At 56.4% G+C, this 13353-nt stretch carries 11 protein-coding genes; 7 read left to right on the top strand and 4 right to left on the bottom strand.

Annotated elements, in window-relative coordinates; genetic code table 11:
- A partial coding sequence (locus NTW95_08830) for a DEAD/DEAH box helicase (GenBank protein MCX6557514.1) occupies positions 1-412 on the bottom strand: 412 nt, incomplete at its 3' end.
- Between the two features lie 149 nt (positions 413-561).
- Positions 562-1623, bottom strand: a complete 1062-nt coding sequence (locus tag NTW95_08825; GenBank protein ID MCX6557513.1) for an AAA family ATPase — start codon at positions 1621-1623, stop codon at positions 562-564.
- A gap of 226 nt (positions 1624-1849) precedes the next feature.
- Here NTW95_08825 and NTW95_08820 point away from each other — a divergent pair, with 226 nt between their 5' ends.
- The 6 genes from NTW95_08820 (at position 1850) to NTW95_08795 (ending at position 8795) form a co-directional block, all read left to right on the top strand.
- Positions 1850-2839: a glycosyltransferase family 2 protein gene (locus tag NTW95_08820; GenBank protein ID MCX6557512.1), complete on the top strand. Its 990-nt coding sequence runs from the start codon at positions 1850-1852 to the stop codon at positions 2837-2839.
- The gene (locus NTW95_08815) at positions 2802-3983 is read left to right on the top strand and encodes a glycosyltransferase family 4 protein (protein MCX6557511.1); all 1182 of its coding nucleotides are present in this window, start codon (positions 2802-2804) and stop codon (positions 3981-3983) included. Before NTW95_08820 ends, NTW95_08815 begins: the two co-directional genes overlap by 38 nt.
- A 188-nt stretch (positions 3984-4171) precedes the next feature.
- A complete protein-coding gene (locus NTW95_08810) occupies positions 4172-5944 on the top strand; it encodes a Stp1/IreP family PP2C-type Ser/Thr phosphatase (GenBank protein MCX6557510.1) in 1773 nt (590 codons plus the stop codon).
- Positions 5941-7770 (top strand): protein kinase, encoded by a 1830-nt coding sequence (locus NTW95_08805; GenBank protein ID MCX6557509.1) that lies wholly within the window; start codon positions 5941-5943, stop codon positions 7768-7770. The genes NTW95_08810 and NTW95_08805 overlap by 4 nt, the downstream gene beginning before the upstream one ends.
- Positions 7771-7780: 10 nt before the next feature.
- Complete coding sequence (locus tag NTW95_08800) at positions 7781-8338, top strand: FHA domain-containing protein (GenBank protein MCX6557508.1); 558 nt, start codon at positions 7781-7783, stop codon at positions 8336-8338.
- Positions 8339-8345: 7 nt separating this feature from the next.
- Positions 8346-8795: a thioredoxin family protein gene (locus tag NTW95_08795; protein MCX6557507.1), complete on the top strand. Its 450-nt coding sequence runs from the start codon at positions 8346-8348 to the stop codon at positions 8793-8795.
- Positions 8796-9138: 343 nt separating this feature from the next.
- Here the strand turns inward: NTW95_08795 and NTW95_08790 are convergent, their stop codons facing one another.
- Both NTW95_08790 and NTW95_08785 read right to left on the bottom strand, forming a co-directional pair.
- Positions 9139-10818: a hypothetical protein gene (locus NTW95_08790; GenBank protein ID MCX6557506.1), complete on the bottom strand. Its 1680-nt coding sequence runs from the start codon at positions 10816-10818 to the stop codon at positions 9139-9141.
- Positions 10819-10943: 125 nt separating this feature from the next.
- Positions 10944-11555, bottom strand: coding sequence for a superoxide dismutase (locus NTW95_08785; GenBank protein ID MCX6557505.1), 612 nt, complete (start codon positions 11553-11555; stop codon positions 10944-10946).
- Positions 11556-11811: 256 nt separating this feature from the next.
- On the opposite strand from NTW95_08785, the gene NTW95_08780 reads away from it, so the two are divergent.
- Positions 11812-13353: M14 family metallopeptidase (locus NTW95_08780; protein MCX6557504.1), on the top strand; the 1542-nt coding region annotated here is incomplete at its 3' end.

The raw sequence follows: 13353 nt of genomic DNA, 5'->3' as shown, positions 1-13353 counted from the left end.
CTTTCCCTTCCAGGTCAAGCAGGCGGCCCGGGGTGCCGACCATGATGTCCACGCCGTGCTTGAGCATGGTTTCCTGGTGGTTGTAGCCCACGCCGCCGTAAAAGCAGCCCACGCTGGCGCGCAGGTGGCGGCCGATGAGCTTGGCTTCGGCTTCGATCTGCACGGCCAGCTCGCGGGTCGGGGCGATGATCAACGCCTTGCGGCGGCTGGCCTCGGCGACCAGCTGCCCCTGGAAAATGGTGATCAGGAAGGCCGCGGTCTTGCCGGTGCCGGTCTGCGACTGGACGGCCGCGTCAAGCCCGGTCAGGGTGATGGCCAGGGTCCTTTCCTGGACCGGGGTCAGTTCGGTGAAACCCATCTCTTGGATCCCCCGCAGCAGCCGGGGATCGAGTGGCAATTGTTCAAAATTCATTAGTTTGAAATCCTCTTTTCATTGGTTTGATTAAGCGGTTGGGAATCATGCTTTTTGAGACGAAAGATAAATTCTATTCGATCTGTTTGTTGCAAAGCCCGATCTCTTAATGAAAAATAATAACGCAAAATAAAATTTTTGTCAAATTTTCATACGAGCTCACGCAGGAACGACAGCGCCGGACGGACACGGATGCCTTCGCGGGACAGAAAATCTTTCTTGCCTACGGCACTGATCTGTAGGGCTTCCACATCAGGAAATCTCTTTTTCAGATAGCCCAGTGCAGGAGAAACCGTTGCATCGTCCCATTTTACTTCAATGAAACGCAGCGGTTTACGGTTTTCGCAAATGACAAAGTCAACTTCGCGGCCGTCCACGTCACGAAAATACCTAAGTTCCATATCAAGTCCATGGGCATCCTGCTGAAAGTGCACCCATTTGAGCAAATGGGAGGCCACCAGGTTTTCAAATCGTTGCGGCAGCTCGGGAACCTGGCTCCAGTCATAATGGTAATGCTTGGCCTCCTTCTTTACGGCCCGGATGGCTGGGGCGCCGAATGGAGCGAGGCGGAACAGGAAATAAAGCCGCTCTAAAACCATAAGCCAGCGGCTCACCGTCTTGTGGCTTACCTGCAGGTCTTCGCGCAGGGCGTTGATGGAAAGCGGAGATCCAACCAGCTCCGGCAAACGCAAGGCCAGCAGTTCCAGGTTGCCAAGATCGAGAATATGTTCCAGAGAAGCGACCTCCTCGCGAATGACCCGACTGCGATAGGATCGCGACCAGCGGCGGGCCGCTGTCTGCGAGCCGGACAAATACGGTTCCGGAAATCCGCCCAGGGTCAGCAGATCGAGCAATTCCTGAGGCCGCTGCAATTTGAGCTCGGCCACCGAAAACGGATGCAGGCGTAAAAAATGATAGCGGCCCTGCAGCGAATCACCGCCGAAACGGTAGATATCAAGGCGGGCGCTGCCGACAACCAGGATATTCAGCTTCCGTTCCGGCTGGTCCACCAATCCTTTCAGATAATTGCGCCAGGAGCGGTATTTATGGATTTCGTCAAGAACGAGACCGCCCGCGGCCGGCAATTCCCGGCGCAGGATGGTTTCGCGGTGTTCGGGCACATCCCAGTTGAGATAGAGACCGGCTTTACCGAGGATCTGCCGTGCCATGGTAGTTTTTCCGACTTGACGGGGTCCGGCCACAAAAACCATTTTCCGGCGCAAGTCCGTGCATACTTGTTTGGCCAGGTAACGTGTTTTCATGAATACCAATTTACTTCTTTTTTAACCACCTGTCAAATTTACTCGCGAGATTATTTGCCTGTGGGTAAAATATGCAGCGATACCTTTGACTTTTTCATCACAATGACATTTATGTTTTTCATCACCTTTTCACGTCCGCCTTGTATTAATCCCCCAATTGTGTTAAAAATAACCAATGAAAAAAAAATTGGTTTCGATCGTCATCCCGGTTTTCAACGAAGCTGAAAACGTTGGCCTGCTGCATGAGGAGATTGCCGCGGCGATCAAAAACCGGCCGGAAGACTATGAAATAATTTTTGTCGACGACGGCAGCAACGACGGTTCGCTGCCTGCATTGAAGAATATTTGCGCCCAGGACCCGCGGGTCAAGATCATCCAATTCCGCAAAAATTTCGGCCAGAGTGCCGCCATTTCGGCCGGTTTCGAATTGTGTCATGGCGACGTGGTCATCACCATGGACGCCGACCTGCAGAACAACCCGGCCGATATCCCGCTGTTGGTGGACAAGGTCGAAGAAGGCTTCGACATCGTCAACGGCTGGCGCAAGGACCGCCACGACAAGTGGCTGACTCGGAAAGTGCCTTCTTTTTTCGGCAACAAGCTCATCTCCTGGATCACCGGCACCCGGCTGCATGACTATGGCTGCACCCTGCGCGGCTTCCGCAGCGACGTGGTCAAGAACCTGAAACTGTACGGCGAGATGCACCGCTACATCCCGGCCATCGCCTCGCGCATGGGCATCCGCTCCACCGAGATCGCGGTCAACCACCGCGCCCGCCAATTCGGCAAATCCAAGTACGGCCTGGGCCGGACGTTCCGGGTGGTGATCGACCTGATCTCGCTCAAGTTCCTCCTGGCTTATTCGCACCGGCCGCTGCAGATTTTCGGCGGCGCCGGGCTGCTGATGATTTTGACCGGCCTGGGCTGCGGGTTGGTCCTGACCTATGAAAAATTTGTCCTCAATCAGGGCATCGCCGGCCGGCCGCTGCTTTTCTTCACCCTGCTGATGATCTTCCTGGGCTTCCAGTCCATCTCGCTGGGGCTGCTGGCCGAAATGCTCTCGCGCATCTATCACGAGGGGTTTGACAAGAACGAATATGCCATTCGCGAACTCATAGGATTTGCCGATGAAAATATTGATGATCGCCCCCGAACCCTTCTTTGAACCGCGCGGGACGCCCTTTTCTGAATATTTCCGCATCAAGGCGCTGTCGGCGTTGGGGCATACCGTCGACCTGGTCACCTATCCCTTTGGCGTGGACAAGCACATCCCGGGGCTGAAGATCTTCCGCTGCGCCAAGTTCCCCTGGATCACGTCGGTGCGCACCGGGCCGTCGCTGGTCAAGGTCGGGCTCGATTTTTTCCTGTTGCTGAAGGCGCTGCGCCGGCTCTGGCGCGAGGATTATGACCTGATCCATACCCATGAAGAGGCGAGCCTCATCGGGGTCTTATGCCAGAAGATGACCAAGATCCCCCACCTGTACGACATGCACTCGTCGCTGGTCCAGCAGATGGGAAACTTCAACTTCACCCGCTCGCGGATCATCGTCCGCCTGTTCAAGTTCAGCGAAACGGTCTCGCTGAAAAACGCCACCGCGGTAATCGTCATCTGCCGCTCCCTGTTCGACTACGCCGCCGGCATCACCGCCGCCGCCAAGCTGACGCTGATCGAAAACTTCATGGACGACCGTCCCGGGGTCAGCAGCGAAGAAAAAATGGCGCAGGTCAAGGGCGAGATCAATGCCGACGGAAAAAAAGTGATCATGTACGCCGGGACGCTGGAGGCCTACCAGGGCATCCCGCTGCTGCTGGAAAGCATGCGCCTTTTGGGCGACGATTTCCGCCTGGTGGTGATCGGCGGCAAGGAGGGCCAGGTGGCCAAGCTGCGCCGCCAGGTCGAGGAGATGGAACTGGAGGGGCGGATCATGGCGCTCGGGCAGAAGCGTTCCCGCGATATCCCGTACTACCTGCATGCCGCCGCCGTCCTGGTCTCGCCGAGAATCCTGGGCACCAATATCCCGCTGAAAATCTATTCCTACCTGGCCAGCGGCGTGCCGGTCGTGGCCACCGACCTGCCTACCCATACCCAGTCGGTCAGCCGGGAGATCGCTTTCCTGGCCGCGCCCGACCCCGAGGCTTTCGCCGCCGCTATCCGCCTGGCGGCCGGCCCCCAGGGAGAGGCGGTCGCCAGCCGGGCCCTGGCTTATTGCCGCGAGCATTTTACCGTTGAGCGCTATACCGAGCTGGTTGCCCAAGCCTTGGCCAAGGCGGTACCATCCTTTCCTGCGCCAACGCCGGCCGGGCACTAGCGATCTGGCGAAAAAACGGAGTCGGCCGCCTGTATTTGACAAAAAAAAATCGTTGTGTTAAGAGAGCAGCGGAGGCAGTCATGACACGTGTCCGCAAGGCGGTGTTTGGATGACCAGTCAGGGAGAGATGATGAAAGCGACGTGGCAGGGAATCCGTTCCCGATCCCCAAGAAAAAGCAGCCGGTAACATGGACATCCATTTTTTCGCCCGAACCGACGTGGGCAAGGTCCGCAACGCCAATGAAGATTATTTCCTCAGCGAAAAAATCAGCGCCAACGAATTTTTATTCATCGTGGCCGACGGCATGGGCGGGCACCAGGCCGGGGACGTAGCTTCCCGGCTGGCCTCGGAGACCTTTTCCGATGTCTACAAGACGCTCAGGAAAAAGAATACCGCCATCATGGAAAGCATGGAGGCGGCCATCCGCAAGGCCAACACGGTGGTGTTCGAAAAGGCTGCGGCCGACATTGAAAAACGGGGCATGGGGACTACTTTCTCGGCCATGGTCATCGCCGATATGAAGGCGTTCATCACCCACGTCGGCGATTCGCGCATCTACCTGATCCGTAAGGCCAAGATAAGGAAAATCACCACCGACCATTCCTTCGTCGAGAAGCTGGTGGAAGAGGGGAGAATCTCTCCCGAGGAAGCCCGCGAGCATCCCCAGAAAAACGTCCTGTACATGTCCCTGGGAGCCCGGGAGAACCTGGCGCCGGAAATGGTGAATTCCATGGGCCTGGAGGACGGGGACGCTCTGGTCCTCTGCTCCGACGGCCTGAGCAACATGGTCACCGACGACGACCTGATGAGGACGGTCGTGGATTACTATCCCGAGGACGCGGCCAACGTCCTGGTCAAGATGGCCAACGCCAACGGCGGCGCCGACAATATCACCCTGCAGATTGTCCGTCTGGGTTCCCTGGAGATGCTGGAGAAGACGAAGCCGATCAAGATGGCCCGGTCGCGCAAAAAATTGTTCGCCGTCATCGCGCTGCTGTTCCTGCTGGCGGTGCTGGTGACGCTGTGGTACGTGTTTAAAAATTTTGCCCAGGAGCGGACGAAAGTCGCCGACAATGCCGGCGTGGCTTTTTTGGAGGCCGGGCAGAGCAACAAAAAACCGCAGCCGATCGCCGAGATCGATTCTGGCAAGCTGCAGGCGTTGGATCTGGCCGCGGCCGATTGCCAATTTTTGGTGGCGCAGAAGCTCCATTTCGTTAAAAACGGCACGCTGGTCGTTTTTAACCTGCAGGACCAGTCGACGCGGAACGTCCAGCTAAGCAACGACGACCAGGTCGTTCCGGCCGAAAACGGCGAGATCTACCTGCTGCGGCGATCACCGACGCTGGCCATCGATTACCGCCTGCTTCAGCCGGATGCTCCCAAACCGCTGTTGATCATCCAGGCCGACAAGCAATTCGACCTGAAGGAAATGGAATCGAAGCACGGCAAGATCTTCAAGATCGCCAACCTGAAGGGCAGGATCGTCCCCGATTTCATCAATGAGCGTATTTTTGTTTTTCACGATTTGAAGCAGTATTACGGCATTAAAAACTGGCAGACCTTCGACGGCCAGCAGTTTCCCATCCCCGGCCTCGTTTTTTCGGAAGGGGCGCGGCTGTTTTTCAAGAAGATCGCCGGCCAAATGACCATGCTCTATTGCCAGGAGCAGACCGGTTGGGTCTCGGTCTTCAACCTGAACAATTTCGAGAAAATGGACGAGTACCAGCTGCCGGGCCTGGCGCCGCTGCTGTTCATCGAGTACTTCGCCGATCATGCGCTGCTCCTGCACCATCCCGATCAGTGCGTCGAAATCCGCCGCGGCCAGAAAGAGATCCGGCACGATTATCACTTCAATAATTTCCGCATCCACGTGGTGAAACTGTTGCTCGACCTGGGCAATGGCCAGAGGCTGCTCTTCAATGACAGCAACAAATTGTTCTCCCTAACCTGCGACACATGATCAAGATCAACGAAAAAATCGGGCATTTTCTCATCCAGGCGGAGATCGGCCGGGGCGGGATGGGCACCATCTATCACGCCATCGACACCATGCTCAACCGTGAGGTGGCCTTGAAGGCGATCCATCCGCAGCTGGCCGACAACCAGCAGCTGATGGACCGTTTCAAGATCGAGGCCATGACCCAGGCGCGGATGAACCATCCGAACATCGTCACGATTTTCAGTTTCAATAAAATCGACGACCAGTACATCATCGCCATGGAGTACGTGGACGGTAAAAGCCTGAAGGAAGTATTACAGGCCAGGAAAATGCTCAGCCCCAGCGAAGCCATTTCGATCATCATCCAAGTCGCCGAAGGCCTCGTCTATGCCCATGCCCACAACGTGATCCACCGCGACATCAAGCCGGCCAACATCCTGCTGGCCAAGGACAGTCAGGTCAAGATCTCCGATTTCGGTATCGCCAAGATTTTCGGCTCCCAGGGCCTGACCAAGACCGGGATGATGATGGGCACGCCCTGGTACACCCCCCCCGAACAGATCATGGGCAAGCACATCGATTTTCGGGCCGACCTGTATTCGTTGGGAGTCACTTTCTACGAACTGGTCACCAGCCGGGTGCCTTTTGATTCGGAAACCAATTCCGAGTTCCAGATCCAGAAGGCCCACCTGGAAACGCCGCCTCCGCGGCCGTCGCTCTACAATTCCCAGATCGGCGTCAAGCTTGAAAAGATCATCCTGCAGGCCCTGCAGAAGAAGGTGGAAAAACGCTTCCAGAGCGCCGGCGAAATGATCACCGAGCTCAAAAAAATACACGACGATCTCGGCAAAGCCGGCCAGCCCGAGTTCTCGGCAATCCCACAGACGCAAATTCTGGATATGCCGGTAGTGGAGCGCCGTGGTTTTCTGAAATCGCCGCTGAAGATCATTGCCCTGTTGATCGTGCTTTTGGGGTTGGGGATTTCCTGGGTCTTCCTGTCCGGAAAGCTGCTGAAGCGCCATGACGTCGGCGCTGGCGGCGAGTCGCAAGCTGTACAGGTGGCGGCCGATACCAGGGTCCCGGCCGGCGCTGAAAAAACACCCGGCAATGCAAACCCGGGACCGACGCAAGGCGCGGAAGCCGAGAACCCGCTTGCCGCCCCAGCGACAATCCCAAGCGAGCAAAAAGTGCCGCCAAGCGGTACGCCGCCGGCCGGTGGCGAAGTCAAGACGGGTGCGCCGGAGAATGCCCAAACCAAGGCGGCAGAAAACATTCCTCAACAAGTGCCGGACAAGGCGGCGGAAAAAATGCCGGCGAGCAATGAAAAAAATCAACCGCCGGCCGAACCATTGGGGAGCCTGGATGCCGAATTGATCCGCTTGCGCGGTTTCATGGCCAGGAGAAACCTGGCTGCCGCCGACCGGCTGGCCGACGCCCTGCTGCAATCGGGAAACGAAAGCCGGATGCTGCCCGTGCTGGGCAATGTGAAATTTTTGCTGAACAAATTCGCCGCCGCCGAGCAATTGTGGCTAAGGTCCTTGCAGGCCGATTACCTGGTCACCCTGGAGCTGATCCACCTGCACGACGATACCGGCGATTCCTGCTTGGGCCAGCTGAAATTCAAGAAAAAGGTCATCATGTTCAGCTCCGATGCCCGCGGCGATCACAGTTTCGCGCTCCAGGCCGGCAACGTCACGTCCATCCGCATGGGGGATGGCCTGCGCATCACCATCGCGGCCACCATCGGCGGCCAGGAAATGAACGAATCATTCATGCTGGGTATTAAAAACAATAAATTGGCCAAGGAGCAATTCCTCGTTGATTTTTTGAACAAATATGTCTTGTGAGGAGGCCGGTTTGAAAAAAAAGATTTTTTCTGCGCCGGCGGCTTTTGCCGCGCTGGGTTTTTGGCAGAAAAACAGCTCACCCTTGCTGCTGGGCGGTTTCATCATGCTGGCCATTGCGGTAGTCATCTGGCTGATCCTGCGCCGCCGCCACGATGCCTATCCTGAAATCAAGTTCAACCTGGAACGATCGGATCTGGGAAAGGGCATGACGCAAGTGGAAGGCGAAACCCAGCCGGAAAAACCGGCGCGACCGACTTCCTTCCCGGGAATTTACGGAAAAATCTCCGTCCTGGTCAACGGCCAGCAGATCGGCAGCTACCTGGTGACCGACAACCAGCTGACGATCGGACGCGATCCCGCCCAAGCCCTGGCCCTCATTCAGGAACCGATCGTTTCCAAGCTCCATTGTTCCATCCAATACCGCGATGGTCAGATCGTCATCAAGGACCACCATTCGACCAATGGCACCTATGTGAACGAGGAAAAAATCGACGAGCACGAATTGCACGATAACGACATCGTCTCCCTGGGCAAGAAAGGGACCATCAAGATCATTTATCGCAAATAGGTGCAGCATGAAAAAAAAGACACTGTGGCTTTTACTGAGCATGGTTGGCGCGAGCGCCTGGGGCCAAAAAGCGGTGGAGCGCAGCGCCATCCTGCAACTGCACGAGTGGAAGCAAATCTATGAGACCTACGTCCCGGACGCGGCCGTCATCGACAGCCTGAGGAACAAAGTGGCCGGGTTCCGGGCCGATGTCTATTTCGGCTTCTGGTGCGATGATTCCAAAAAACACGTGCCGGTATTCCTGAAAATCGTCGACAGCCTCAATGTCCCTGAATTCGCGGTCAATTTTTTTGAGGTTGACAAAAAGTCGGTCAGCGGCCAAAAGTATTATGCGCCGGGAACGCTGGTGGAAAAAGTGCCCACGTTTATTTTTTACCGCCGGGATTCCGAGTCGGGCCGCATCGTCGAGAACCCCAAGGACTCGCTGTTGATGGACATGATGCTCATCATGTTCTGATTACCTGAACTCCGTGACTTGTGACGCGTAACGAGGGAAGAAAAAAACCAAAAATCACAAATTCCAAATCCCACTATCCGAAATAAAAATTTTTCAGAGGTTTTTTTCTGTAGGGAACGCAAATTTGCGTTCCCTACCCAAAGCATATTTCTGTTAATTTTTTATTTGTTTGGGTAATCTGTTTATTGGTGTTTTTTTGTTTTTTGGAGCTTGGAATTCGGCATTGGTATTTTGACTTTTGTTCGACTCTTGTCTCGTCACTCGTCACACGTGATGGTTTCAGCGACCTCAAAACTTGCTGAAACCATAGTGTGACTACACGCGTCACGAATGGTTCTGAAAATTACAAGTAAGGCGCTAGCTCGACGACCGTCGGCGGCTCGCTCTGCTTGAAGAAATATTCGGGAATCAATTTTAGATTCTGCTGCGCTTCGTTCTGGGTGCGGAATTTTCCCCAGAGGACCAGCCAGCAGGTGCGGCCGGCCTTGACGCGGTTGAGGATGAAAAAATTCTCCTTGTCGGTCACCTGCCCGTAGGCGCTGTTCACCGATTGCTCCAAACAGTCCATTTCCAGCAGGATGCTGAAGTCGAACTTGTCGCTGACCAGCTCCCGGCGCCATAGATCGCCGGCGGCGCTGAATCTCCCCGCGCTAAAGGCTTTCCGAGCCTCGGCATCGGTGGCCGGAACGGTCGGCGTTGGGGCGACCGCTTTTTTTCCAGCCGGAGTTGTTGTCAGCGGGGCGTTCGCCTTTTTTTCAACCGGGGCTTGCGCCTGGGCCTGAGTGGTGGTGCGGTCGGGTTCGGTGGCGCCGTTCTCCGCTTTCAATATCTGCTCGGCCTTGTTGGCATCCGGTTTGACGGCGGGTTTCTGCCTGGCCCGGGAGACGGGGCGTTCGCCGACCGGTTCGAGCTCGGGGTTTCCCGTGGCGCGGTTGAACCACATGAACAGGGCAATGACGACGGCCGCCAGGGCGAGCGAAATGAACGAGACGCTCACCCAGCGGGATTTTTGTTTTTCCGGTAGCAGCGGCTGGATGCGGGGCAGCCTTCGTTCCGGCCGGACCGGAATCGGAGTTTCCCTGGGCTTGACCTTCGGCGCCATGTCGGTTTTGGGCTCCAGCTCGGGGATTTCCGACAAAGAGACCTCGGTGATGGATTCGGATTTGGCCGCTTCCGGGAAACCGTGAATGGGAATGTCCTTGATTTCGGTTTCGTTGATCATGGGCGGAATCTCGACATTCACCTCAACCGGCGCCTCCGGCTGCTCATGACCGAAAAGGCTGTCCAGTTCATTGAAGTTGAGCGCGGCCATTATGTCGGCTTCCTTTTTGACCAGCAAGCCGGCGACCACCAGGAAATAAAGGATCTTCAGAATCGTATGCTTGCGCTCGGCCGGGAAGCGGAGCAGCACCGTCTCGGGGCGCTGCGGTTCGCGGAAGCAATTGAACACTTCCTGCTGTTCGGCGTCCAGGTTGTACTGGAAGATCTTCTCGTTGGCGGCGCTTTGCTGCAGCTCCCCGGAGAGCGATCCGATCTCCTCCCAGATGATGTTCACGTCCATATGAGCCAGGATGTAATTGTAGACCAGCGGCGCGATTTCCAGTTCCAGGCTGACCAGGCGGGTGGGCGGCGATTCCGATTCCAGCTGGTAGCTGCCGCTGTTCCAGAACAAGACGCTGGTGGCGATGTGCATCAGCTGGTCGCGGCTGGCATTGATCAGCGTCTCCAGGCTGATCAGCCCGTTCTCCACCAAGATCTTGCCGAAGGTTTCACTGATCTTGTTGCCGGCCAGGAAAGGGGCGAGCGCATCGGGGTTGACCAGTTTTTTGGCGAGCAGGATGTGCTCGATCTTGTCCTCTTCGTCGCTGGAAATGGCCCAGCTGATCTTTCCCTGGTTCAAATAGAAGACCTTGAGGATCTCGTTTTTCCTGAAATAGAGGATGCCGGTCTGGTTGTGCTCGTCCATGACCAACAGCAGTTTGAGCGGAGCCGTTTCGCTGAGGTTGCCTTTATTGGGGATCATGGTTCCTCCGCCGGCCGGTCGGAGCGGTTGGTGATGACATAGAAACGCATGGCTTCATTGTAGTAAAAGGACCGGAAAAGTCAAGCCCCGACGCACACGTTGGATTTTCCTCCGCTGTAAAAAAACTATTTGAGGATGGCTTCCAGGCGGTTGTTCGCTTCCTTCCAGTTGACGTGGTTCCAGAAGCCTTCGACGAACTTGGCGCGGTCGTTCTTGTAATCAAGGTAGTAGGCGTGCTCCCAGACGTCGAGGACCAGCAGGACGCGGAACATGGGGATGACGTTGGTGTTGTGCTTCTCGATCTGCATCAGCAGCGGGCGGTTCGTCTGGCGGCAGTAGACCAGGGCGGCCCAGCCCGAGCCCTCGGCGCTGACGGCGGTTTGGCTGAATTCTTTTTTGAAGCGGTCGAAGCTGCCGAATTCGCCGTCGATGAGCGCCGCGAACTTGCCGGCGGGTTTGGGTGTGGTCTTGGCGGCCGGGGCCAGGTTTTCCCAGAACAGTGCGTGCAGCAGCAGGCCGGCGGCGTTGAAGGAAAAGGCCTTGGCCAGGGCCTTGGCATCGCTGTCGACGCCGTCTTTGCGGTTCTTGTCCAGCGTCTCCAGGATGGCATTGGCGACATTGACGTAGGCGGCGTGGTGCTTCTGGTGGTGCAGCTGCAACTGCGTTTCCGAAATCCATGGCTCCAGGTCTTTATAACCGAACTCCAATTGCGGCAGGACATAGGGTTTCTTTTCCATTTTTACCTCCACGAATTTTCGATCATAGTGCGCATCAGTATAGAAAACAGATGAAAAAATGTCAAGGGAATTTGCGGACAGCGTGTTTTGGTAGGGGCGGGTTTGCAACCCGCCCGCATTTCGTTTCCTCACCGTTTTTTGATGTTTGCGGGCCGGTTTCCCCCTAACGGGGGTAAGCAAACCGGCCCCTACACGAAGAAAGAGGGTCGCCTACAATAAAAAAAAAATTCAGGTATAATATTAAATTGGAGGTCCCATGAAGCGCGCTATTTTATTAACGACCGTTTTTCTTTTCTCCTATCTCCTTCCAGCCCAGGACATATTAACCGTGGCCGAGAGTTCGCATTACACGAAGACCTCGTTGTACGACGACGTCATGAGTTTTTTATACCAGGTGCAAAAGAAGTCCGACGTGATCAAGATATTGACCTTGACTACTTCCAGCGAAGGGCGGCTGATCCCGCTGGTGGTGCTCAGCAAGGAAAAGGTCGGCCGCCCCGCCGACCTGCAGACGGCCGGCAAGCCGGCGATGCTGATCATGGCCAATATCCACGCCGGCGAGGTCGAGGGCAAGGAAGCATCGCTGATGCTCATCCGCGATGTCGCCTTGGGCCGGCTTTCGGGCCTGCTCGACCACCAGGTGCTGCTTTTCATCCCGATCTTCAACGCCGACGGCAACGACAAGCTGGGGCACAACCGCCGCGACCTGGGCCCGGAACTGGCCGGCGTGCGCTTCAACGGGCAAAACCTCGACCTGAACCGCGACTACCTGAAGCTGGAATCGCCCGAGGTGCGGGCCCTGGTGGACGTTTTCAATTCCTGGGTCCCGCTGCTGGTCGTGGACATGCACACCACCAACGGCTCCTTTCACCGGGAACCGGTGACCTATTCCACCCTGGTCAATCCCAACTGTTCCGAAAAACTGCAGCAGTTCATGTGGCAGAAATTTTTCCCGCCCGTGGCCCGCATGCTGAAGTCCACGTACGGGTATGACAGCGTGCCCTACGGCAATTTCGTCGATCGCGAATTTCCGGAAAAAGGCTGGGAGAACGATTCTTTGGAAGCCCGTTTCGGATCGAATTACGTGGGCTTGCGCAACCGTTTCTCCATCCTGGATGAGAATTACGCCTACGCCGATTTCGAAACCCGCGTGCAGTCGTCGCTGGCCTTCATCACCGCCATCCTCGATTTTACCGCGAAAAACGGCAAGACGATGGCCGAATTGATCCGCCAGGTCGACTTGGAAACCATCCGCAGCTACGGCGGGGCCGAATTCGTCCTGGAATTCAAAGCCGAAAAACTTTTCGAGCTGACGGTGAAAAGCTATGAATTTGTCAAAGAAATCATCAAGCCCGAGGAGCGTGACAAGTACCCGTCCTGGGTAGGCGATTTCATCATGAAAAAAACCGACACGCCGCACGACTACCGCTTGCCCTACCTGGCCTTGGCCGCACCGTGCCGCAGCCTGAAGCTGCCCGCCGGCTACGTCCTGCTGCCGCAGCAGCCGGAAGTGCTGCTCAACCTGAAGCGGCACGGCATCCGGGTGGAGCGGATCCTGGAGGGCTTCAAGGCCGAGGCGGAAAGCTTCAAGATCTCCGCGGTGGAGCTCGACAAGACCATTTTCCAGGGCCACGTGCTGAACACCATCAAGGGCCAGTATGAAAAAGCGATCGTGGACATCCCCGCCGGCGCCTATTACGTCAGCTTGGAGCAGCCACTGGCGCGGCTCGTTCCGGTGCTGCTCGAACCCGAGTCTTCCGACAGCCTGGCGGCCTGGGGTTTTTTCAACCGCGTCATC

It is taken from the genome of Candidatus Aminicenantes bacterium (genome assembly GCA_026393795.1).
Lineage (GTDB): Bacteria > Acidobacteriota > Aminicenantia > UBA2199 > UBA2199 > UBA2199.
This window is presented reverse-complemented; position numbering and strand designations above follow the sequence as displayed.

Excerpts from the sequence above, each read along its gene's own strand:
- NTW95_08825 (MCX6557513.1), bottom strand. The coding sequence starts at position 1,623 with ATGGTTTTTGTGGCCGGACCCCGTCAAGTCGGAAAAACTACCATGGCA.
- NTW95_08820 (MCX6557512.1), top strand. The coding sequence starts at position 1,850 with ATGAAAAAAAAATTGGTTTCGATCGTCATCCCGGTTTTCAACGAAGCT.
- NTW95_08815 (MCX6557511.1), top strand. The coding sequence starts at position 2,802 with ATGAAAATATTGATGATCGCCCCCGAACCCTTCTTTGAACCGCGCGGG.
- NTW95_08810 (MCX6557510.1), top strand. The coding sequence starts at position 4,172 with ATGGACATCCATTTTTTCGCCCGAACCGACGTGGGCAAGGTCCGCAAC.
- NTW95_08805 (MCX6557509.1), top strand. The coding sequence starts at position 5,941 with ATGATCAAGATCAACGAAAAAATCGGGCATTTTCTCATCCAGGCGGAG.
- NTW95_08795 (MCX6557507.1), top strand. The coding sequence starts at position 8,346 with ATGAAAAAAAAGACACTGTGGCTTTTACTGAGCATGGTTGGCGCGAGC.
- NTW95_08790 (MCX6557506.1), bottom strand. The coding sequence starts at position 10,818 with ATGATCCCCAATAAAGGCAACCTCAGCGAAACGGCTCCGCTCAAACTG.
- NTW95_08785 (MCX6557505.1), bottom strand. The coding sequence starts at position 11,555 with ATGGAAAAGAAACCCTATGTCCTGCCGCAATTGGAGTTCGGTTATAAA.